Source organism: Blautia intestinalis, from assembly GCF_014297355.1.
Taxonomy (GTDB): Bacteria; Bacillota; Clostridia; order Lachnospirales; family Lachnospiraceae; genus Blautia_A; species Blautia_A intestinalis.
Window position 1 is genome coordinate 95695 of the sequence record NZ_JACOQE010000009.1, and the last position, 24263, is coordinate 119957.

A 24263-nucleotide genomic window follows, 5' to 3' on the forward strand; every position below is an offset into this window, starting at 1 on the left:
TATTATCCTCCTATCTGTGACATACACAAACTCTCTGTATCATCTTCTTTTACCTTTTCTCTGAAATGATGGCCGTCCGGTTTTTCGGACAGTGCAGCTTTTATGATTTCTTTTAATTCTTCATCCGTTCCACCGTTTCTCAACGCTTCTCTCAGATCACGTCCTGCTGTATATTGCAGACATGTTTTCAGATAACCCTGTGAAGTCAGGCGAATGCGGTTGCACTCACTGCAGAACTTGTGGCTGATCGCACTGATAAAGCCTATCTTGCCCTGAAATCCATCCACAGTATAATACTTACACGGGCCGTTTCCAAGAGGGAGTCCCTCATATGGGAAAAGTATGCCAAATTTTTTTTCCAGAAGAGATACGATTTTTTCCTGTGACATTCCTGTGAAAGAACTTCCATAACCAATCGGCATCATCTCTATAAAACGGACATGTACGGGATATTTGTGGGCGAATTCTGCAATCTCGCACAGATTCTGCTCCTCTATTCCCAATGGCACACAGTTGATCTTTAACTGCACGTTCGGATATTTCATTGCTTCTTCAATACCGGCAAGAGTATCGTCAAGAAGATCTCTGCGTGTGATTTTCATGAAACCCTCTCTGTCAAGTGTATCCAGACTGATATTCAGACTGTCAAGTCCTGCCTCTGCGAGTTCTTTCATCTGTTTTTTCAAAAGGATTCCATTCGTAGTAAGTGTCACTTTTTCGATACCTGGAATTGCTTTTATCTGATGGATCAGTCCCGGAATCCGAGGTCGCACCAGCGGTTCTCCACCGGTAATTTTAATCTTTTTGATACCCAGTTCTGCCATCACCTGGCATACCCGGATGATTTCTGGTTCCTGCAGGATATTTTCGCGTCCGGTCAGCCTTATACCTTCCTCGGGCATACAATAAATGCAGCGTAAGTTGCAGCGATCCGTCACGGAAATCCTCAGATAATCAATATTTCTTCCACAACGATCTATCATGTTTCATCCCCAAAACGAAAATCTCCGCTTTTTCCTCCTGTTTTTTCTACCAGATGGATTTCTGACATTACCATATGCTTGTCAATTGCTTTACACATGTCATAGATAGTCAGAAGTGTCACCTGCACTCCTGTCAGAGCCTCCATTTCCACGCCGGTTTTCCCCTCTGTCTTGACGGTACAGAATACATGAATACGGTTCTTTTCCTGATCCAGTTCATAATCTATCGCACATTTCTGTATCGGAAGAGGATGACACATCGGAACCAATTCGGATGTTTTTTTGACCCCCATAATGCCTGCCACCCGTGCCACACCGAGGACATCACCTTTTTTGACATTTCCTTCTGTAACGCATGTCATGATCTGCGGGCCTACAGAAATATAGCCTGTTGCCAATGCTGTCCGATAAGTGACACTTTTATCGGAAACATCCACCATCACTGCATTTCCTTCTTTATCAAAATGTGTAAGTCCGTTCGCCATGACTTTTCCCTCCTGAAATCTCTGCTGATTATTTTCACCACAGTCTTGTCCTGCGCCTGACTGTCATTTATCATATCAATCACATACAGTATACCCGTAAAACATATGTCTCTGCAAGTACAATGCAAAAGCTTTTGGTTACAAAAATCCCCCGTGCTCGTTGTTGCGATACACAGGGGATTGCAATTTCATTCGCAGTAACTGTCAAACTCCATCATACATCAGCAGATTTCAGCACCTGCCGGCATTTCTTTTTCCGGTACCATCAGGGACAGATTTCCATCCGCATCTTCGGCGCAGAGGATCATTCCTTCACTGAGGATTCCTGCAAGTTTGGCAGGTTTCAGGTTTGTTACAACCATAACTTTCTTGCCAACCATTTCTTCTGCACTGTAGTGAGATTTGATGCCGGATACGATCTGGCGTACCTGACTGCCGATTTTTACCTGAGAGCAGAGAAGTTTACGAGATTTTTTGACTTCTTCGCAGGCAATGATCTCACCAACCTGGAACTGAAGTTTGCCAAAATCATCAAATGTGATCTCCGGTTTTGCTTCAATGTCGATCACGTTTTCTTCTTTTGCTTCTTCAACCGGTTCTTCTTTCTTTGGATGAAGTTCTTCTACTTTTGCAAGTACTTCTTTGAGATCAAGACGTGCAAACAGGATCTCCGGTTTTTCTGTAACTTTGTTTCCTGACGGATACAGTCCGAATGTCTTAAGATCTTCAAGTGTACGTTTTTCTGTATTTAACTGAGCAAGGATGCGTTCTGTGGTCTCCGGCATAAAAGATTCCAGAAGAGTTGCACCCATGGTGATTCCCTCAACCAGATTATAGAGAACAGTTGCAAGACGGTCTTTCTTTGCTTCGTCTTTTGCAAGAGCCCACGGCATAGTCTCATCGATATATTTGTTGAGACGTTTGAACAGCGTGAAGACTTCTGTCATGGCATCTGCAACACGCAGTTTGTCCATTTTTTCTGCAACTTTGCCCGGAACTGCCAGTGCAAATGCTTTGAGGTCTTCGTCGACCGGCTCCACAATACCTTTGTTTTCAACAACACCGCCGAAGTATTTGTTGGACATGGAGATGGTACGGTTTACAAGGTTTCCGAGTGTATTTGCAAGTTCGGAATTCAGTCTTTCTACCATCAGTTCCCATGTGATAACACCATCGTTTTCGAATGGCATTTCATGAAGTACGAAATAACGGACAGCATCTACGCCGAAGAAATCAACGAGTTCATCTGCATAGATAACATTTCCTTTTGATTTACTCATCTTGCCATCTCCCTGAAGCAGCCACGGATGTCCGAATACCTGTTTCGGAAGCGGCAGATCAAGTGACATCAGGAAGATAGGCCAGTAAATAGTATGGAAACGAATGATGTCTTTACCGATCAGATGAAGGTCTGCCGGCCACAGTTTGTTGAACTGTTCAGAGCTTTCGCCGTCGCAGTCATATCCGATTCCTGTAATATAGTTTGTCAGAGCATCCAGCCATACATAAACAACGTGTTTCGGATCGAAGTCTACCGGAATTCCCCATTTGAAGGATGTTCTGGATACACAGAGATCCTGAAGTCCCGGAAGAAGGAAGTTGTTCATCATCTCATTTTTACGTGACTCCGGCTGAATGAAATCCGGATGTGTGTTAATGTAGTCGATCAGACGGTCCGCATATTTGCTCATTTTGAAGAAGTATGCTTCTTCTTTTGCAGGTACACACGGACGTCCGCAGTCCGGACATTTGCCATCTACAAGCTGTGATTCTGTAAAGAAAGATTCACATGGTGTACAGTACATTCCTTCATAATGTCCTTTGTAGATATCACCTTTTGCATACATCTTCTTGAAGATTTTCTGAACCTGTTTTTCGTGATCGGCATCTGTGGTACGGATGAATTTGTCATAAGATGTGTTCATCAGATCCCAGATTCTCTTGATCTCACCGGATACATTATCTACGAATTCCTTTGGTGTGATTCCTGCTTCTTCTGCTTTGAGTTCGATCTTCTGACCATGCTCGTCAGTTCCTGTCTGGAAAAATACATCATATCCTTCCTGTCTCTTGTAACGTGCAATTGCATCTGCCAGTACGATCTCGTAAGTGTTACCAATGTGCGGCTTACCGGATGTATAAGCAATCGCGGTTGTAATATAATACTTCTGCTTGTCCATTTTATAGTTCCTCCTAAAATATAACAGTTTCCTTTTACATAAAAAAACGTCTTCTCATTTTACTGAGAAGACGAGTTCTGCCCGTGTTACCACTTCTTTTCGTTCCTGCCTCGCGGTCAGAAACCTTATCGGGTACGATTCCAGATTGCTGCATTAAAAACCTGATTATCCTTTTCATGCTCTTTCCTGATACCCTTCCGCTATAACAGGCGGTCCCGTTACAGTCTAAATGCAGATCGGACACTCTGTACTGTACAAATACGAGCGTTCACTCCGGATCACAATCTCAACCGTACCTCTCCCAAGCCATCTTCCATATGTACCCGCACATTCCTCTCAGCAGCCGGAATCCGTCATAAAATAATAACCGTTTCCTCTGGAATTTCTCTGTAATGCCAGTATCAAATGTACTCTCTTGTTCTTTGAGTTTACTTATATTATGCGGATTTATCTGGTTCCGCTTCTTTAGAAATAGTAGCATATTTACAAATATTTGTAAACCGGGAATTTCGCTAAGCGGAAAATCTGATTCTTAACTTATCTCTTGATTTTTACCTGTCGCGACCAGTTTCCGTATACCTTTTTTCCATTTACCTTTCGATATGCTCTGATGCGATAACGATATGTTTTACCTTTGGAAGCTTTTTTATCCATAACAGTGGTCTTAGCGGTTGTTGCAACCTTAGTCCATTTTTTACCTGTGGTACTTCGATATATCACATATCCTGATGCACCTGCTGTTTTTTTCCATTTGAGCTGAATGCCGGAGGCTTTCTTTGCTGCTTTTAACGTCGACGCAGAGAGCAGTGCTTTTCCACCGAATGATTTGGAGTATTCTCCATAAATATATTTACCACCGGACACCCTGTATGCCCTGATACGATATGCATAACTGTATCCCGTCTGTACCGGATACTTCTTTGAATTACTCTGTACATAGGACAATGCCGGTGTTTTTATATCGGCGATTTTCTGCCACCTGGAGCCATTCTTTCTTTCAATCACATATCCGCTGGCATTTGCCGCTTTTTTCCAGCTTATTTTGATTTTATTATAACCTGAAGAAACCGCCTTAACCGCACTTACTGTTCCCGGTTTTACAGTTCCTTCCTGCTTATTGTCTGTTTCCGGCTTTTTGTCCGGTTCCGGTTTTTCGTCTGGATCCGGTTTTTTATCCGGTTCCGGTTTCTCATCTGGATCCGGTTTTTTATCTGGATCCGGTTTCTCGTCTGGATCTGGCTTCTCACTCGGCTCTGGTTTCTTATCCGGCTCTGTTATTTCATATAATGCCAGATTCGGTTTTGTTGTAATATCTTTCCACTGTCTTTCCGTTGCATCTTCAAAATTATCGGAAATTTTTCTTCCATCAACCGATTTCACTATCGTGCGATCAGCTATATTAACAGAAGAAACATATGCCTTTCCGGCAACGGAATCTTCTTTCGACATGATTGCAGAGCCGCCTTCCAGCCATGCACTGGATGTTTCGATTGATCCGGTTCCGCTGACACCATTGCCGCCATCGTCAAAAGAACCATTTCCACCAACTGCGATCAGCTTTCCATTACCCTTAACTGTTCCCTGATCCAGAATCAGTGCTGCACCACCTACGGATGTCGTGGCATTTCTTCCCCCGCCAAATACACCAAGGACACCATTGTCCGAGATTGTGAGTGTACCTCCGGATATTTTCATTGCAGGCTGTCCACTATAACTTTTCTGGGTGTTCGGGTCTTTGCCGGTAGCGGCCTCATCGCCTCTGATGTAAACCTCACCCTCCAAAGCCACATTTCCCTTAACAAGCACTACAGGCGCTGTATTATGACGCACCTCTGATCCATTCGCCAGAAAATTTGTATTGGAATAAATCAGCGAGTTCTCCAGAATTGCCCCGCCATTCAGGATCAACTGTCCATTCACAGATGCACCTGTCAAAAAGCTTCCACCGTAGTTGTCATAATTTACAGAGATTCTTCCTCCATCCATTGCTTCGATCAGTCCGTGGACAGAAGAATCACGCAGGCAAAGTCTTCCGCCTTTCTGTACGATAATTCGTACACTGCTGAAAATTTTCATATTTACAAGTGTCAGATCACAGCCTGACGGAACAATCAATGTCTGTGTCGGGCTTTCTGATTCGGATACAGAATATCCCAGCTCACCATATGTTCCACTTGTATGAGAGCCATACCATGCTTTGATCTGTGCCGGTACAGTTACTGTCTCATTTGTACCGCCAAAATTTGCAATTGCCCATGGTTCCATATCATACATGTATTTGCCATCTGCAGTCTGCTGTGCATTTTCAAGTTTCAGGCAGTCACTCAGTTTTTCTGTACGTGAATAAACCTTAAATGCAAGCTCATTACTGGTTGCGGTTCTGCCATTCTGATCTGTTACTGTTACACTTACCGGATAAGAACCCGGTTGATCGGGAACACCGCTCAGTGACAGGGAGCTGTCATAAATCGAGTATACACCTGACATTCCACAGGATTCCGTGTCAATATTTACGCTTGTCTTTTTTGTATTTACCGTTACTGCTTCATGTAAAGGTTTCCAGTCATTTTTTCCCGGCGTTGTTCCGTCCGGAACCACTGCCGCTTCAACAATAACATTGCTGTTTTTATTCGTAGAAACCGAAGTAGATGCTCCACTGATCGCATCATATTTCTGCTGACCGGTAAGTGCACTGTCAAAATATCCGTTTAATCTCACATATAATGTGTTCTGTCCATCAGATGGACCTTCTTTATCATTTCCACTGCTTGGATCATAAGGCTCCACTGCGAAATCACTTCCACTCCCCTTCACACAAAGAAGCAGATCCTGATATGACGGATTTTTTATCGTAATAATATCTCCGATAGTCAGCATGCCGTCTCCACTGCCGTCAAAGACTGCCGAAGCATCTGAACTATCCATATAATATGCATTTCTTCTAAACAAACTGTATTTTGAAGATACTTTTTCCCATACATTTCCATTTACAAGGATCTGGCTGATTCCTCCTGCATATGCACCGTCAGAAAAAAGAAGTTTCTGATAATCGCTCCCAAAGCCTGACTCCAGTTTTGCTTCTGCAGTCGGTGCATCTTTTAACTGTTTGGATTCTGCAACTGCATCTTCGGAATCCGCGTCTGAAAACAGATCCACATCTGTCACACTGTCTACTTCGCTTTCTGATGCAGCGCTATCTTCCGTTACTGCACCTTCATCCTCAAAATCTTCCTCTGTTGAATCCTGAATTTCCATTTCTTCAGCATCTTCATTGCTGTCTTCCTCAACTACCACCTCTGCATCAGAAAAATCATCTGTCGCAAAAGCCGGCACCGCTGTAAATAAATTTACAGTCATCATTGCCGAAACTAAAAATGCAATCTGTCTCTTCACAGTTCTCCCCCTCTTACTTTAGTTAGTTATTTAAAACCTTGTTAAAGAATAACATTTCTTAGAAATTCTGTCAATTGCATTATCGCTTCATTATGTATACAATCGGTCTCTTAGTGCACACTATCTACTGTCAGCGGATGCTATCCAATATGAGATTTGACTAGCTAATGTTCCAATTGACGAACATATATTCCGAGTTGTATGATTAATTCAATAATTAAAGTGTAAATTATCTGACGTTAACTCTTTTCTATCTTTCCTAAAGGAGGGACTTTTATGCAGGCTTTATCACAGACAAATGCAGGCGATACCTGTACGATCAAATGGATGTTTGGCATTCCGGAGATTCTGGAAACGATGAGAAACATGGATATTAAAGAAGGCAGTACCATTCAGGTCATCCAGAAGTGCCGGGACTGGCTGATCATCGGAAGCAACAACCGAAGGCTGGCAGTCGGCAATGAGGTTGCCGACCGGATTCAGGTATAGGGTAATGAGGATACGGGGATAGTCGTAAAAAGTTCCGTACAAATTTTTGCGGCTATATCTCACCGGCTGTTTTTCATGTACAGAAATTTTTTACAATTCTCCCCGTTTTGAATCATTATGAATAGAAAGTCTCATACTTCTCTGATATGAAACAGGGCTATCACCTGCCCCGTGAAATAAAATCATCGTGAAGTATAAAAAATATACTATATCTATCTTTTACATCTCCGATATAAGAAAATAAAAATGTCTGTATATTGAAATAACCATCCAGACTTTCTGCAGGAGTCTGAGAAGTACTTAGATATGATCTGACTGTGTTGCGAATAAAAATCGTACTGTTTGAGTGAAACGAGTTTACGATTTTTATAAGCGCTTTTAACAATCAGGAATATCTTTAGTACTTCCGGACGACGAAGCCTGTCTGAATGGTTATTTCATATATCACAGACATATAATATCTTATAATGTGAAAAAACTGCCAATTATATATTTCTATACAATCGACAGTTTTTTTTTGTTACTTCATCTTAAATTCTATCGTCACTTTAAACAGATCCCCGTCAAGATACAGGTTAAACGTACCTCCCTGCAGCTGCACAAGGTCTTTCGCGATAGACAATCCCAGACCGCTTCCTTCAGTATTTCTGGAAACATCCCCGCGGATAAAACGCTCTGTCAATTCGTCTGCCGTAATATTCAGCGGCTGCGCGGAAATATTCTTGAGGGAGAGCTGTACATTCGGACGATTCACACTTACATCTACATAAACTCTCGTGTTTTCCATGGCATATTTAGCTGTGTTTCCAAAGACATTCTCCAGAACTCTCCAGAGTCTTCGTCCATCGGCACAGATGATTGCCTCTTCCTCATCAAAATGAACTATCATCTGAAGCTTTCTTTCTTCAAATTTCTCTTCAAATTCTCCGATCACCTGATTGACCAGCTCTACAAAATTCAGTTCTGTCATTTCCAGTGTGATATTTCCGGTACTTGCCTTGGATGCCTCTACGACATCTTCTGTAAGAACCTTCAGTCTCTGTGCCTTATTTTCCAGAACTTCCAGATACCCCCTGATCTTGGGATCTTCCGGATTTTCTCTCTTGAGAAGATCTATATAGTTGATGATCGATGTCAACGGTGTCTTGATATCATGTGAAACATTCGTGATCAGTTCTGTCTTCATCCGCTCGTTCTTGAGGCTGTTTTCTACGGCTGCGTCCAGTCCCTCCCCGATATGGTTAATATAATCCGCCACCATTTCCTGTTCACCGGAGAGTTTTTCCGTTGGAATTTTATATTGCAGCTCACCGTCTGTGATTTTTTTCAAACCACCAATGATCTGTTCTCGTCCCCATGCCTTTTTCAGCAGCCAGTAAAGTACTGCCACATCCAATACAAGCAAAAGCAACAAGGGAAGCATGGCACCAGCTCCAAATCCCAACATAACAAGCAGCATCTGTGCAAATACAAAACATCCAAACCCGGCAGCTATCTTTATTCTGCTGATGGTATTTTTACTCATAAAAACCACCAGATTTCCGATAGCTTTGAAAATTTTTTTAATCATCCGCAACACATGTCTGAGAAGTGAATCTCTCCACAGTGATCTCGCTTTGATCCTGCGCACCAGACTGAGCCAGCCCGTCAGGAACCAGCCTCCTGTCCAAATGCCGATCATTCCGAAATCAATGACTTCCCAGATTATCCGCATTTCTTCTGAATCCATTGCCTGTATCAGTATTGAAAGTCCCATCAGCCAGATTACAACAATCATACCTGCTGCAATCTCTGTATACCATCGGTCAAAGAAATTCAGATGTACTTTTTCATCTTCGTTGTTTCGTCCTGCTGCAACTGTCAGAATCACAATTCCTACGAGTGCCAGAATAAATGCAGCCACAGAAACAACCATGATCGGCACCAGCCATGGTTCAAACTTCTCATAAGCCAGTTTTTCCTGCTTGATTCTGTCTAATACAGGAAAATCTTTATCTACAGAAACAAAGTAAAGATAATTTTCTCCGGCAAATCCTGTATTCTCAACCATACTCTGCCAGTAAGATACTGTCCAATCCGAAACATTAGTAAAACCAAGTATACAGTCCTGCATCTCCGGTGAAATGAGCATGAAAGGATCAGCACCAGATGTCAGCTTATCCAGCATTTTTTCATAATTTGCCGAAGTGACCCCATTTATATTACTGTACACTTTATCGGACTTTGTATCTACATACATATAGTTGATATTTGTCGCACCCTGCGTATATGTTTTCAGGATTTTCTCACCATATGATGCGTCACTGTATTCTACCAGTGCCTCATATAAATACTGATATGCTCTGCTGATGTTCCCTTTCCATTCTTTACTGTTATTTACAACATCAAGAATGCCGTCCGCTCCATCCGGCTTATATTCTTCCTTCAATGGAGCATCATTATTTCCGCTGGACTCATAATTATATACATCTGTGTAAACAACATTGCCCTCTGCATCTGCAACGTATTCCACTCCGTCATTACGGATTCCTATACTGTTATCAGTGTATCCATAATAGATATATTCCTTACCCGAAAGCATGGACAGTATATCTTTTGTATATTCTTCCTGTCCTTCCTCGCTTCCAAAAACAAGCTTCAGTTCCCCGGTGATGATCTTGTCAGCAAAATCATTATAATACATGTAGTAATCATTACCGTCCGGCTGACGGCATATCAGAACATTTACACTTCTGTCCCAGGACGATTTTTTGGCCCAGTCGTACAGATCTCCTGCCCTGTATGCAAGCCCCGACGTATTTTTGTGTGTCAGCTCTGTCCCCTGGTTCAGTTCGGCGAGATCGACCAGCTCATCATCCGATGCCTGATCCAGAATATATCTGTTACTGATCGCATTGACAATCGTATGCGAAAGATTATAAACATTGTCTCTGAAACTCTGCGAATCCACGTAGCTTTTGCTGTCCAGCGGCTGAACCCCTTTATTCATGATCACTGCGGATGCTCCGGCTCCCACGCAGGAAACCGTCACAAAAAATATCGTCAGCAGCACAAGAAGTCCCTTTATGCCACTCTTTCTATACCATCTTTTTTTCATTTATGCCCCATTCCTTTCTATATAAACCAGCCTCGGTAACAGGTAGAGAAGTTGTGCAGGATATTTTCCACAACCAAAGGACGAAGTTCAGATCTTTTCCACTTTATACCCAAGTCCCCACACTACTTTCAGATAACGCGGCTCCTTCGGATTGATCTCAATCTTTTCTCTGATATGCCGGATATGAACTGCGACCGTGTTGTCCGCTGCGATTGCTTCTTCCTCCCAGATACTTTCATAAATCTGATTAATAGAAAAAACGCGTCCCTGATTTTTCACCAGTAAAAGAAGAATACGGTACTCGATCGGTGTCAGCTTTACAACCTCTCCGTCAACTGTGACTTCTTTGCGGTCATCATCGATCATCAGCCCGCCGGTCTCATAAATATTGCCTCTTTTTTCTGCAGCTGCCCCGAGCTGGGTGTATCTGCGAAGCTGAGATTTCACTCTCGCCACCAGCTCCAGCGGATTAAACGGTTTCGTCACATAATCATCTGCTCCGACGTTTAATCCGAGAATTTTGTCTGCATCCTCTGATTTTGCTGATAAAATGATGATTGGCAGCGCATTTTTTTCACGTATTTTCAGCGTTGCCCGAATGCCGTCAAGCTTCGGCATCATTACATCAATGATCAAAAGATCCACCGGATTACTCTGCAGCGCCCGAATCGCCTGCTCACCGTCATATGCCTTCAGAATGTGATGTCCCTCCTGCGTCAGATAGATTTCTATTGCCTCTACGATGTCCCTGTCATCATCGCATACCAGTATCTCTGCCATTGTCCCCTGCCTCCTGTTTGTTATGGTCTTACTATAGCTGTTAAGAATTAATATCTGTGGGGTAAAATCTTAAGATTCTCTTATCTTTTTAACCTTTTCCATTGTAACAGAAAATACTCTTTATTTATATCTGAATAACAGCACCGAAGAATAAATTTCGAAGAAACTAAAGTTAATTTTCTGTTGCCCTAATTCAAAAAAATCGTTATAATAATTAGTTGTTAGCATAGTTACATTATAACATGTAACGGAGAGAAAGATGGTTGTCGTTAGCCATCTTTTTTTCTTTTTTCAGATAAATTTTAGGGAGTGTATGACTCGTTGTGAGTCATACACTCCCTGTTTTAGAACTATCTATTTCCCGATAGCCCCATAGTATCATCTATATTGCTAAACCAAAGAATTATTGGCGGGTGTGCCCCTTCCTACATTTCTTTTGACCCATAGGGTGTGTAGCAGCACATTCTCTACTTCAATAATTCTCTGGGTAAAGCCTTTATGTTTTATGGGAATTATATCGTATTTATTCCTTTATCAATAGACTTTCTTATTTTTTTGTGCAAAATACATATTTCAAATTTGAGAATTTTGTGAACTTTATTTTTTTCAATAAAGTAAAAAAACTTTCACTTATAATTTTCACTTACCGGCTGCTAACGAAACAGCGGCATATCCTGTGGATATTTTCCCATAAAGCCAGGGCGGGCAACCAAATCTTTCGTCCTTTCGGAAACATCCATTAATTCCGGTAAATTATTTTCAGGCTTATCTAAGTAGAAATAAGTACAGCATGACCAGTCATCTTCCCTTTCAAATAAAAGAGGGATACCATTCAGCATTGGAATATCAGCAAAATCTATAGGATCTCCATCAACAGAAATCACCTGATTATTGGCTATCTTATTCTTATACAGCAACTGAGCATGATGGAAATAATCATCTCTGTCAACTCCACCTATCTGCTGTATCGTTGCTTTAAAATTACTGTTGAAATAAATAGGATCCGGAATGTGGAAACGGTAACAGCACAATTCCATATTCTCCTTATCATATACCGGGCAGCCACAGTACAGATCATAATAATAATCCTGTCCCCATGCTGTTCCAATATAATCCTCTACACCTGTACCACATATGGTCGGATAATCAGTATCGCCATCAATATACGCTTTGAATTCACCCTCGCCCCACCATGTATCTGAATACAGTTTTTTATTGCACCGAACACCCATATTAGTGCCTAAAAATCTTCCTTTTCCTTCAATGTATGGAAGCAATTCAAAATCTTTTTTCATGTGTGTAGGATTTTCTCTGTTAAAGAAAGCATGGAAATACAAAGTATCCTCTGTGAACTTATCACCCAGTGTATAATCAATATCATAGTAAAAATGCTTAATCGTAACACTGGATTCATTTGTAACTAAAATTTTCATACCTGTTTTGAATGGCATTGGAATATAGGTGCTGAAATTACGTCCTTCCGGATTTGAGAATAATGCATTTTTAAATGTTGCAACTTTTCCCAATCCCACACAGAAAAAGTCACCAAATGGAACACTTACTGCAGGCTTCTCGCTATTATCCCAGAACATCTCCAATTTTATTCCTCTCAAAGTTTCTGGGGTCTGATCACTAATTGTAATCCACATGCGTCGGATAATACCACTTGTATTTTCAGCATGAGCTAAAACCCGGCTCTCTCCTGGATTCAGTGTAAACCAAGGAGCTCCTTTTCTGCCATTTCTCACTGTTCCACCAGCACCTTTTGCACCATCTGGATTTTCATAGCTTGCCCATCTTGATACAACACCCTCTTCAAATTTAAACAATTTATTTTCTAACATAAAATACCTCTCTTTTGTCTGAAAGGTGATATAATGTCAACTTTCATTACAGCATACTCTTTGTCTGTGTGGTGTCTGTGTTTCCTGTTACTTTGTATTTCGCTACCTGATTTCTGTAAAAGTTATTAGAGTCATATTCACATAGCAGCGCTTTTACAGAAAATTTTTCGTTTTTATCTTCTATTTTTTCTACGATCATCTCTCCTGCAAGTTTTCCCATTTCTTTCATCGGCTCATAAACTACCGGAATCTTATGCATAAAGCGATTTGCAAAATCAGAATCTACAAAGCCACCTATAACTATCTCTTCTCCGAGCTTTAACCCTCTGTCTTCCACACAATTCAGCACACTGTGAGTCATTGCTGTGTTTGTCGCTATAAGTGCTGTACATCCTTTTTCAATCAACTCACTGGCTACATCATACGTATTATTTTTACGATTGATGTACCGGATGTATTGTTCTTCTTCCGGTATGCCATGCTTATTTAAAATCTCCTGATAGATACTTACCCTTTCATATGTTGGGCTAATCTGTGGCAGACCGACCAGAAAACCAATCTTTCTAAATCCATTTCCAATCATTTCTTCCAGCATTTTGGCAGTTGCCTCCCGACAATCCAAAATAACACTGTCATAATTTCGATCTGGCAACACTCGATCCATGAATACCAGTGGAAACTTATCTGGCATTTGGCTCTTTATTGTTTGAAAATCTTCTGCCGTAGAAGCAATCACAATTCCGTCTACAACACCTGATGCCAAACTTCTTAACGCCTGTTTTTCCATTCTAAGATTATCTCTTGTATTGGAAATAACCAAATTATATCCCTGTTTTGATATCACATCATCTACATCTTCAATAAGTGCAGCAAAAACGGAGTTTGTAATATCTGGTACAACAAGTCCTATCATCATTTTTTTGCCGGTGCGAAAAGTTCTGCCAGATGCATCCGGTGAATATCCCAATTCTTCTACTGCATCCATGACTTTTTTTCTGGTCTCTTCGGATACAAAACGTGTGTGATTCAACACATGCGATACTGTGGATATGGAAACGTTGGCTTTTTGAGCCACATCTGTAATCTTTGCTTTCATATGCTTTCACTCTCTGTTCATATTAATTTTTCAGCTTTATATGGACTATATGATTTCCAGTAAGACCATATGGTATAAAATCAACTTTTTCACCATCAAATATAACATATTCCACAGTTCCAACGCCACTTGTTTTGACAGTTAGTTTTGCTGACTGGTAATTCAGATTTTCTATTTCAAGTCCTTTAAAAGCATCTGGAACACATGGCTGAAATCTCAGGCCCTGTTCATCATAGCTGATTCCCAAAATACCATATAAAACCTGTGCGGCAAATCCGCAGGCATGCCAGAGCTGTCCCGGCCATCTCCAGGATTTCCCTGTATCAGCTTCAAGAACTTCATGAAAATTTTTATGGAGAACTGCTGTTCTCATTTGTTGTGCAAGCATTGTAAGCAAAAGTTCTCTGTTCTGTGTTTCAGCTGCCGCAGAAGCGAAGCCAGATTCCCATACCGGCCATACCGGTCCCACGAAATGGTTACGCTCTTTCCTGTGAGGGAACAAGCGGATTCCATATGGTGTCATCGCAGTATGTATTCCACTGTTCAGGATTTTTCTTCGCTGTTTCTGTGTTGCAATTTGGAACTTATCCCACAGAGCGGCTTCCTCACCAGAAGTCTCCCAGATTTTCTTTTCATATGCTTCACTGCCTTTTGGCCCGCTGGTAAAGTATCCAGCCTCATCATTCCAGTATTCCTCGCGAATTTTCTCACGCAATTGTTCGGAAACCCTACTCCATTTTTCAGAATTTTCATTTTCTCCATGCAAAAGCTTTTCTATCTTTGCCATGGAATCATATGCCTTCATGTAATAACATTCACTACCCAGGGAATAACCGGCATTTTCCGGTTCAGGAAACGCATCATTAGAAGTAGACTGTTCTGCACGTACAAGACCTTTATCCTCATTATATCTGTTTTCAATCTCTGTCATTGTTTCTCTTAGTACGTCATATCCATCTTCAAGTAAGCTTCTGTCGCCAGTAGCCAGATAATAATCCCACAATCCGACAGCCCCCATTGCCGGTCCGTCGCTTCCATTGTCAAATCCTTTTTTTATAGCATACAAAAGGGAACGCCCTGCTGTTTCCGGATCGATCAGACTGCCGCCACGCATCGCTATATGCACAGAATCCCTCAGCCAGACTCCAAAACCCTCCCCTTTGCACTGAAAGAGTCCTGCCTGCCACATATGTTCCTGTCCGGGAAGTGCATATCCGCCATCGGTACAACGGTCAAAGACTGTCATCGCCAGATTCCATGTTGCGGAAAGAATATCAGAACTGGATTTCAGTATAGGATATTTTTTCAGATTCCTATCTGCTGTCCACTTGTCTGTTCTCCATGACTTTCTTGTCATGTCGCCCCATTTTGTTTTTCTCCATTGAAATTCTTCAAGAATCCTGTCTGCTGACACAATTTCTTCTGAGTTTATGATATACGCATCCGGTTTCCCATAACAGATATCTTCAACATGATTATCATAAACTTTAAACTTGTCATTTGCGAAGATAAGCCTGTCTTCGCTCTTTTTTCTTCTCAATGCTTCTGTTGCTTCTTTACTGTATGCCAGACCTCTCAGTCCGTATACAGTAATCTCAGTCTCTGTTTCTTTCTCTGTCACCACATGGATATGTGGATCATTATTTTCTCCAACTCGGATTTTTCCAAGATTTCCACTGATATCAATAACACTGATTTCTTTTGCTTCATTGGTCAGATTATTCAGCAGTACCAGCACCTTATCACCTGCGATAATTTCTGTTACATACTGGTCAAATACTGCTACAAAGGACAGCTTTTCATCGCATTTTATTTCAATCTGGTACTTTCCGCATATAAGCATTTCCGTATCAGAATTCCAGTAAAATGTCTGATAAGGGAGCTGAATTTCCACTTGTTTTTTACCTTTTGTTTCTATATCAAAAATAGCTTCATAAGCATGTGCAAAAATATCCTCAGGTGACAAATCTGCTTCTTTGATTTTTATATTCGGCCAGATATCCGGTGCGATACGAAATCTCAGCGCACAGTCCAGATCTGATGTTTTTGCACTAAATTCACGCTTCCAGATTCTATGAGAGGAAATGTCTTCATATACTTTCCCGTCTTCTCCTGAAACATAGGGAATGGTGATATAGTTCTGTATCCCATCTGATTCTGTCAAGCCGTAAACTGTCTTTTTACCATTATTTTCAAGGCTGTAAATTTGCCTGATATCACCATAAATATTCACATCTTCGCATTTAAAAAGACTATTTTTTGCACTGAATTTTTCTGTAGCCTTTGTGTCAAAAAATGTTTTTGTTTCTGCTGCCGCACTGCAGATTATCTGCTTTCCAGATTCTTCTGTTTCATATTCTACCTGCAGTTTTGCCTGATCATAACCCATTTTTCTGAGTTCTGTAATATAGCTGTTCCCACTAAAATAATGTACTGATTTTTCCAGAGCTGCCCTGTATTCTTCTTCGCGTCTTCTGGTTTCATAACTTTCTCTGATTTCCACAAGCTTTCCCTCCTATTTGATGCCTGACATTTTTATGCTGTTCTGCAAATGGCTTTGCAGGAAAAGCGATATCAGAAATACCGGCAAGCAGGCCAGCATTGCACTTGCAATAACCACATTCCACTTCGTGTTATAGCCTCCAACCATATTTGCGAGATGCACCATAATTGTTCGATATTCCGGTTTCTTATTTACGATCAACGGCCAAAGATAATTGTTCCAGTTACCCAGGAAAAAGGCAATACACAGTGGAATAATGATCGGTCGTGAAAGTGGAAAAATAATTGTGAAAAACATTCTGTAGGTAGAACAGCCATCCAGTTTTGCAGCCTCTTCAAGATCTACAGGGAAACTCATATAAAACTGTCTGAACAAAAATATACCATAAGCATTAAACAATGCCGGTAACAGAATTCCAGCATAGCTGTTTGTAATTCCTAATTGTTTACATATCATAAACAAAGGTACAAGAATAGACGATACAGGAATCATCAAAGTACTGATAATCACTGTAAACATCGGCTTTTTCCCCGGAAAATTCATTCTTGCAAATGCGTATCCACACATTGAATGAAGAATTAAAGCAATAATCGTAACTGCTACTGCAATAAGAAATGAATTACCGATTGCAACAAGAAAATCCGGTGTTATCGCTGATTTTATACTTTCAAAAGAAGGAGATGCTGTGATCAGTGATCCTACAAAAACAGTTTTTTCATTTCTAAAACTGACCATAAATAAAATGTAAATCGGAAACAACATTACAATTCCCAATACTATAAGAATTACTGCAAGTATGTTATTTGTTTTTTTCTTCATATCATCATTCCTCCTTTCCATTTATTTTTAACATGATAACGGCAAGCACTGTCAGAATTAGAAACATTACAACTGACAATCCGGCTCCATATCCAGCCTTCATCATTTCAAATGACTGTTTGTATATATACAGACTGGCAACTTCTGTCGATTTTGCCGGTCCACCCCCGGTCATTACCATGATAAGATCCAGACACTGGAAGGATGCAATCACTGATGTGATCAGTACAAAAACGCTGGTTGGCTTTAATAACGGAAACGTTATCTTCCAGAAAATCTGCCAGGAATTTGCTCCATCCAGTTTTGCTGCTTCATAATAGCTGTAAGGTATATCTTTTATTGCTGATAGAAAAAGAATAATATTATAACCCAGATTGATCCATATCAAAACAACTGCAATACAAACCATTGCCTGAGAAGTAGATCCCAGAAACTTTTCTCCTTTCAGTCCAAAGGCCTTCAGAAATACATTGATAAATCCACTTCTGTCCATATAAAGAAACATCCACAGACAGCTTGCAATTACAGATGTGATAGAATATGGAAGCAGAAAAGCTGTTTTTACAAATCCGGCAGCTTTTTCGTTTTTGACATAGTTAATCAAAACTGCAAATAATATTGACAATATAAATAATGCCGGAACATACAGTAAAGTTAATTTAAAAGTTCTTCCCAGAGACTGCCACCATTCAGAATCACTAAACATTGTTACATAATTCTGTAATCCAATAAATTCCTTTATATTCGCAAAATTCCAGTTATATAAACTCATATAAAACGAATATATGATTGGTATGATAATAAAAACCAGAAGACCAATAAAATCAGGAAGAACAAATGTATATGTTACAAGCATTTGTTTCATTTTTTTACCGGACATTTTTCCTTTCTGCTTCATAATTCTACCTCTTTTGTGTTTTATTTTAATGCTTCAATCTTTTCCTGTGCATCCTTTGCTGCTTCCTCACCTGAGCTTCCTCCAAACATTACAGCCTGCAATGTATCCCCCATAATATCTGATACTTCAGCTGAATACTGTGGTTCAGGTCTTGCTGTATCATAAAATTCTGTAAAGGTTGCCTTTATTCCTTCCTGGAAAAGGTCTTTATTATTATCGATTATGGACTGACGTACCGGATATGCAAATTTGGTTTCTGTGCACCATTTTACGACATTAGTTGTATCATCGCTTCCGAAACACCAGAAAATAAAATCAGCTGCTGCATCAACATCTTTGCTCTGACTGGAAACTCCCAGCATCTGTCCTCCTGCGACAGTTACAGCATCTTTTCCTTCCGGTGTCGGAAGCGGTACAACTCCAATATTATGTCCATCTTTGTTGTATTCTTCTGCTGCATTTATCATATAGGTTCCGCCAATCTGCATAGCAGCTACGCCATTTGCAATATTATCAATACTCCATGGGCCGCTCTGTAATGATGATGGGCAGTATCCGTTCTGATAAAATGATCCCCAGAAATCAAGGGCATCTGCCATATTGTCGCTGCCAATTGTTACATTACCATCAGCATCATAAATATCTGCATCATCCATCCACATAAATGGCCACCAGTTAAACAGTGTATATGCTGTTTTTTCTACCGGAAGAACGATTCCATATCTGTCATCTGTTGTGAGTTTTTCAGCTGCACTCTTCAGTTCCTCCCACGTTGTCGGTGGTTCAATGCCTTCTTCTTTAAGTACATCCGCATCATAAAACAGTCCAAGAGTCTCACACTCAAATGGCAATGTATAAATTTTTCCATCGTCTCCGGTTGCCGCTTCAAGGTATGAGGGAAGAATATCCTTTTTCAGATCATCTGTATAGTAGGAAGAAAGGTCTGCCAACATTCCTGCTTCCGTGAATTTTTTGTAAGTTGCCGGTTCTACCCAGAGAATATCAGGGCATTCACCATTTGCATATGCGGTTGTCACAAGTGTTGTGGTATAATCTGTCTGATTAACACTTGAATATTCAATTTCCACTTTATCCTGTGACTGATTATATTCATCAACCATTTCCTGGACAGATTCTGCCTCAGAGCCATTATGGAAATCCCAGAGAGTAAGCTTTTCTTTTTCTTCACTTGCATATACAGGGGTAAATACCGCTGTAGTCATACTCAAAGCCATAATGATTGATAAAAATCTTTTTAACTTCATCAAAAAACCCTCCATTTTTTTAATGCACCATGTGCTTATTTATTTTTCTTTGTCAAATTCTTCTTTTACTTTATGAGCCAGTTCTTTGTTTCCTGCTTCTGACGGTGCTGTTCTTGCTGCATTAAGTCTGATCTGTTCTGCCTTTTCAACTTTAAATTTTTCCATTCTTTCATTTCGGCTTCTGTAAGCTTCCTGCATCTCCGGTGTAAGTTCCACCTGATGAGCCGGTTTCGGAATATCAAAAGTTCTCTTAAGCGGAATTCTCTCTTCTATCGGCTGAATGGTTACCGCAGTAACAGGAGCTGCCTGGTACCAGTACGCTGTGCATGCCCAGTCATCTGACAGATGATTTGCATGGCCATGTTCCATACTGATCTGAATATGCTTCTTGAAATGAATTGGATCTGTAAGATGGAATCTGTAGGATACCTGATATCCTTTTGTATCTCCGTCATGCATAATCGTACCATTATAAGGTGACTGATTTCTCTGCATTCCCCATGCATGGTTAAAATAATCCTCAGCACCTGTTCCATTAATGCTAGGTTCTTCTTCATCATCGATCAAAATCATGTCGTCGCCTTCTCCCCACCAGCTTCCCTGGAAATGAAGTACAGAAAGATTACAACCGACATAATGACCACGTCCTTTTGTGTCCAGCATCAGGAAATTCTCTTTCCCGTCAAGATTAGGAACACTGTTAACTTCCGGAGAGTTTACGCAAAGATCATTTCCCCATCCACTGCATGGCAGATCACGTCTCCAAGCGGCCTGAAAATAAGCAATATCCGGAGTTTCTTCATGATAAAGCTCATAATCAATATGGAAAAACAGACCAAGTGGTCTTTCATTTTCATTGATCACCTCTATTTTGGCCCGTTTGTTAAAAGGCATCGGAAAATAACAATTCATAGAAGCAGTTCCACCAAAAGTCAGCTCTTCACAAGGTCTTGAAGATACATTAAAAGGAATAGACGAAAAACTTGACGGCATGGAATGACCAATACAGAAGAAATCTCCCAATGGTGCCAGCACACTTGGACCCTCAAAATCATCCCAGGTCATACGAATCAGAACCTTGCGATAGTAATCTGGATCATTAAGCTCCCAGTTAACACCTTCTGCATTTTCCATCTCAGTTACCGGTGCAACAGAACCACTCAAAACCGGATGCTGGATAGACGGACCAAGGATTTCTCTGCAAAAGGTTGTCACCCAGATATGATTGATACAGCCAGGTCCCTCAATATCTGCCATAACTGCTGTGTCGCCTGCATTTACCAGCCAGTAATCTTTGTTTCTTCCACTCTGATCCCAGCTGGAAGCTCTGGCAGTTCTCGCATCTGCAACTGTTGTAAGATTTTTTAAAAAAGACATATTATTTTTCTGCATTTTTTTCCTCCTAATTGTATTTTTCTGTAAGCAATCGTTTGCGCAAACGTTTTTATACGTTTAGTATATCATCGACTTCAAATTTGTCAATTATCATTTTTCAACAATATTGTTTTACAAATTTTGTTAATGTTTTTTATGTCTTAACTTCCTGTAAAATTAACTCTCGTCAGGCACAAACAGCACATTATTCTTCGCCAAACTCATCTTCTTCCCAGTCTGGATACTGTTGAATGCTTCCTTTTGCTTTAACGATACGAGGCTTAAAATCTCCCTGAACTTCACTGATTTTTGAAACCGTGATCGTGAACATCCAATCATCCCCAAAATCATAATGAAGTGCAATTTCTGTCCTTTGCAAAGCCCAACCTCATCCAGTGTGATATCCGCAGAAGGTTCGTCTCCCTCTGGATCTGACTGATATGCATATTCGCTATACATACGGTTATCCATACAAAATTCATACAGATGCTCATCCATAAAATCAAATGATTCCAGGATAATCTGACACAATTGATTTAATGTGCTGTCAGCACCGAAGAATAAATTCCTCTTGGCAAAGTCCTTTTTCTCTTTTATGCTTATTTGTAACACTTATACAGATTAGATGCTAAATTTTGAGAAGTTATCCACATCCATATGCGTTGGAGGTAGCGTCTCCTGTTTTTCGGTGGATTCTTTATGGATTTTCTATGGATGGGCTGAAATATTTATTCAAATTCTTATTGACAAAACTCTCTCATTATGCTAAATTATAGTCACAGCAAGAAATTAGTAACAATTACTATTATTAAATAAGACTAACTTACAAAGAAAAGGAGATTAAAACTATGGCAAAATGGGTATGTAATGTATGTGGTTATGTTTACGAAGGTGACGCTGCTCCGAAAGTCTGTCCGGTATGTAAAGCTCCTGCTTCCAAATTTACAAAACAGGATGCTGAGATGACATGGGCTGCCGAGCACGTTGTTGGTGTTGCTCAGGGTGTCAGCGAAGACATTATCGAAGACCTCAGAGCAAACTTCCAGGGTGAATGCTCCGAAGTTGGCATGTACCTTGCAATGGCAAGAGTTGCTCACAGAGAGGGCTATCCGGAAATCGGCCTCTACTATGAGAAAGCTGCTTACGAAGAAGCTGAGCATGCTGCAAAATTCGCTGAACTTCTCGGTGAAGTTGTTACCGACAGCACTAAGAAAAACCTTGAGATGCGTGTAGAAGCCGAGAACGGTGCTACTGCCGGTAAATTTGACCTTGCAAAACGTGCAAAAGCAGCTGATCTTGATGCAATCCATGACACTGTACATGAGATGGCTAAAGACGAAGCAAGACACGGCAAAGCATTCGCCGGATTATTAAAGAGATACTTCGGCTAAGAAACAAGGAAATTATTACAGAAAGGAAACGATATATGGCTACATTGAAATACAGCCGTCAGCGAGAATCCATCAAGGAATTTCTCATGACACGTAAGGATCACCCCACTGCAGATGTGGTATATGAAAATGTAAAAAAAATATATCCCAACATCAGTCTGGGAACCGTATATCGCAACCTTTCCCTGTTATCCGATCTTGGAGAAATCCAGAAATTATCCAGTTTTGGCGGCGCCGATCATTTTGACGGCTGCGTCACCCCGCATTGCCATTTCATGTGTACCGAGTGCAAGCGGGTTCTGGATCTGGAGACAGAGGACGTGAACGATCTTGCCCCAAAGGCGGTCAGGAACTTCGGTGGTAAGATTTCTTCGTGTGATATACGTTTTTTCGGGCTCTGTGAAGACTGTCTGAAGAATACAGAAGTATAATAAAGGAAATAATAGAATTTATCGAAAATAAAGGAGATTAAAATTATGGCTAAATGGGTATGTAATGTATGTGGTTATGTTTACGAAGGTGACGCTGCTCCGGAAACTTGTCCGGTATGTAAAGCTCCTGCTTCCAAATTTACAAAACAGGATGCAGAAATGACATGGGCTGCTGAACATGTTGTTGGTGTTGCTCAGGGTGTCAGCGAAGACATCGTTGCAGACCTCAGAGCAAACTTCCAGGGTGAATGCTCCGAAGTTGGTATGTACCTCGCTATGGCAAGAGTTGCTCACAGAGAAGGCTATCCGGAAATCGGTCTTTACTATGAGAAAGCTGCTTATGAAGAAGCTGAGCATGCTGCAAAATTTGCTGAACTTCTCGGCGAAGTTGTTACTGACAGCACAAAGAAAAACCTTGAAATGCGTGTAGAAGCTGAGAACGGTGCTACTGCAGGTAAATTCGATCTTGCAAAACGTGCAAAAGCAGCTGACCTTGATGCAATCCATGACACTGTTCATGAAATGGCAAAAGACGAAGCCAGACACGGCAAAGCATTCGCTGGTCTTCTTAAGAGATACTTCGGCTAATCTACAAAGTACACAGAATATAATAAGGCTCCCCGGGTTCGCATACTTGAACTCGGTGGAGCCTTTCCTAAATTAGATGACTTATCTCAAAGTAAGTGCAACTGTAACCATTCAGACGCTAAAAAACGGATGACCTGAACATAATCAGTCCTAAAACAAGACCATAGCAGACTCTTGTTTATTTTCCTGTAGTCTAGTTTTCTTTAAAATCATATAATGGCATATTGTTCTCATCATATAAAACAATCATCATAGCTGGGCCATTTCCAGAAGCTCCACATAACAAATAATATCCATCGTGGTCTAATGATTTAACCTTGTACTTATTTTCCGCTTTTGTAGAAGTCACTGTACGAATCAGCTCTCCGTTTTCTATTCTCCAACTTCCATTAATTTCAGGCCAATTTGGATTTATTTCTTCACGTGTGCGGTAACTATCATCAAGTCCATAACTGCCAAGAAGTTTTGTATTCCCTTCTGCGTCATATTCATAAAGTTCACCCGCACCTAGCGTTCCAACTAATACAGGTTGAACAAAATCGCTGCGCGATGGCCTGCCAAGGCTGTGGCGCAGCTTTCTTTTTCTCAATAATAAAATAGGCAATGGCAATTCTTACCAGTATTTGATATTGTAAAGTTACCACACA

General features: G+C 40.7%; 18 protein-coding genes and 1 pseudogene. 4 read left to right on the plus strand and 15 right to left on the minus strand.

Annotation, left to right across the window (positions count from 1 at the left end; translation table 11 throughout):
- Positions 1–2: 2 nt before the first annotated feature.
- From moaA to H8Z79_RS13140, 4 genes are all read right to left on the minus strand, one after another.
- Positions 3–983, minus strand: a complete 981-nt coding sequence (gene moaA / locus H8Z79_RS13125; RefSeq protein WP_118040229.1) for a GTP 3',8-cyclase MoaA — start codon at positions 981–983, stop codon at positions 3–5.
- Positions 980–1468, minus strand: coding sequence for a cyclic pyranopterin monophosphate synthase MoaC (gene moaC, locus H8Z79_RS13130; RefSeq protein WP_118040227.1), 489 nt, complete (start codon positions 1466–1468; stop codon positions 980–982). The genes moaA and moaC overlap by 4 nt, the downstream gene beginning before the upstream one ends.
- 221 nt (positions 1469–1689) lie before the next feature.
- On the minus strand, positions 1690–3648 hold the full coding sequence (metG, locus tag H8Z79_RS13135; RefSeq protein WP_118049053.1) for a methionine--tRNA ligase: 1959 nt from the start codon (positions 3646–3648) through the stop codon (positions 1690–1692).
- Between the two features lie 537 nt (positions 3649–4185).
- Positions 4186–7041, minus strand: a complete 2856-nt coding sequence (locus H8Z79_RS13140) for a fibronectin type III domain-containing protein (RefSeq protein ID WP_118049054.1) — start codon at positions 7039–7041, stop codon at positions 4186–4188.
- Between the two features lie 276 nt (positions 7042–7317).
- On the opposite strand from H8Z79_RS13140, the gene H8Z79_RS13145 reads away from it, so the two are divergent.
- Positions 7318–7530 (plus strand): FeoA family protein, encoded by a 213-nt coding sequence (locus tag H8Z79_RS13145; RefSeq protein ID WP_015540687.1) that lies wholly within the window; start codon positions 7318–7320, stop codon positions 7528–7530.
- A 520-nt stretch (positions 7531–8050) separates the two neighbouring features.
- Here the strand turns inward: H8Z79_RS13145 and H8Z79_RS13150 are convergent.
- From H8Z79_RS13150 to H8Z79_RS17630, 10 genes and pseudogenes are all read right to left on the minus strand, one after another.
- Positions 8051–10627 carry a sensor histidine kinase gene (locus tag H8Z79_RS13150; protein WP_015540686.1) on the minus strand — a complete coding sequence of 859 codons (2577 nt, stop codon included), beginning with the start codon at positions 10625–10627 and terminating at the stop codon, positions 8051–8053.
- An 87-nt stretch (positions 10628–10714) separates the two neighbouring features.
- The gene (locus H8Z79_RS13155; protein ID WP_015540685.1) at positions 10715–11407 is read right to left on the minus strand and encodes a response regulator transcription factor; all 693 of its coding nucleotides are present in this window, start codon (positions 11405–11407) and stop codon (positions 10715–10717) included.
- A gap of 653 nt (positions 11408–12060) precedes the next feature.
- Positions 12061–13251: a glycoside hydrolase family 172 protein gene (locus tag H8Z79_RS13160; protein ID WP_015540684.1), complete on the minus strand. Its 1191-nt coding sequence runs from the start codon at positions 13249–13251 to the stop codon at positions 12061–12063.
- Positions 13252–13297: 46 nt separating this feature from the next.
- Positions 13298–14347 (minus strand): LacI family DNA-binding transcriptional regulator, encoded by a 1050-nt coding sequence (locus H8Z79_RS13165; protein ID WP_015540683.1) that lies wholly within the window; start codon positions 14345–14347, stop codon positions 13298–13300.
- Between the two features lie 22 nt (positions 14348–14369).
- Positions 14370–16850 carry an alpha-L-rhamnosidase-related protein gene (locus H8Z79_RS17315; RefSeq protein WP_118049057.1) on the minus strand — a complete coding sequence of 827 codons (2481 nt, stop codon included), beginning with the start codon at positions 16848–16850 and terminating at the stop codon, positions 14370–14372.
- A gap of 12 nt (positions 16851–16862) precedes the next feature.
- Positions 16863–17669, minus strand: a complete 807-nt coding sequence (locus H8Z79_RS13175) for a carbohydrate ABC transporter permease (RefSeq protein ID WP_187002866.1) — start codon at positions 17667–17669, stop codon at positions 16863–16865.
- Between the two features lie 4 nt (positions 17670–17673).
- Positions 17674–18567, minus strand: coding sequence for a carbohydrate ABC transporter permease (locus H8Z79_RS13180; protein ID WP_015540681.1), 894 nt, complete (start codon positions 18565–18567; stop codon positions 17674–17676).
- A gap of 20 nt (positions 18568–18587) precedes the next feature.
- Positions 18588–19832, minus strand: coding sequence for an ABC transporter substrate-binding protein (locus H8Z79_RS13185; protein ID WP_015540680.1), 1245 nt, complete (start codon positions 19830–19832; stop codon positions 18588–18590).
- 39 nt (positions 19833–19871) lie between these two features.
- On the minus strand, positions 19872–21224 hold the full coding sequence (locus H8Z79_RS13190; RefSeq protein ID WP_187002867.1) for a glycoside hydrolase family 172 protein: 1353 nt from the start codon (positions 21222–21224) through the stop codon (positions 19872–19874).
- A 187-nt stretch (positions 21225–21411) separates the two neighbouring features.
- A pseudogene (locus tag H8Z79_RS17630) lies at positions 21412–21818 on the minus strand (IS1096 element passenger TnpR family protein).
- Between the two features lie 236 nt (positions 21819–22054).
- Between H8Z79_RS17630 and H8Z79_RS13200 the strand changes: the two are divergent.
- Genes H8Z79_RS13200 through H8Z79_RS13210 form a run of 3 tightly spaced genes read left to right on the plus strand, consistent with a single transcriptional unit; the run spans position 22055 to position 23616 of the window.
- Positions 22055–22597, plus strand: a complete 543-nt coding sequence (locus tag H8Z79_RS13200; protein WP_187002868.1) for an NADH peroxidase — start codon at positions 22055–22057, stop codon at positions 22595–22597.
- A 35-nt stretch (positions 22598–22632) separates the two neighbouring features.
- Entirely contained in the window at positions 22633–23028 is a 396-nt protein-coding gene (locus tag H8Z79_RS13205; protein ID WP_015540677.1) for a Fur family transcriptional regulator, read from the plus strand.
- Between the two features lie 45 nt (positions 23029–23073).
- Positions 23074–23616, plus strand: coding sequence for an NADH peroxidase (locus tag H8Z79_RS13210; RefSeq protein WP_117942749.1), 543 nt, complete (start codon positions 23074–23076; stop codon positions 23614–23616).
- A 193-nt stretch (positions 23617–23809) separates the two neighbouring features.
- On the opposite strand, the gene H8Z79_RS13215 is transcribed toward H8Z79_RS13210, so the two are convergent.
- The gene (locus tag H8Z79_RS13215; RefSeq protein WP_187002869.1) at positions 23810–24220 is read right to left on the minus strand and encodes a hypothetical protein; all 411 of its coding nucleotides are present in this window, start codon (positions 24218–24220) and stop codon (positions 23810–23812) included.
- Positions 24221–24263 lie beyond the last annotated feature (43 nt).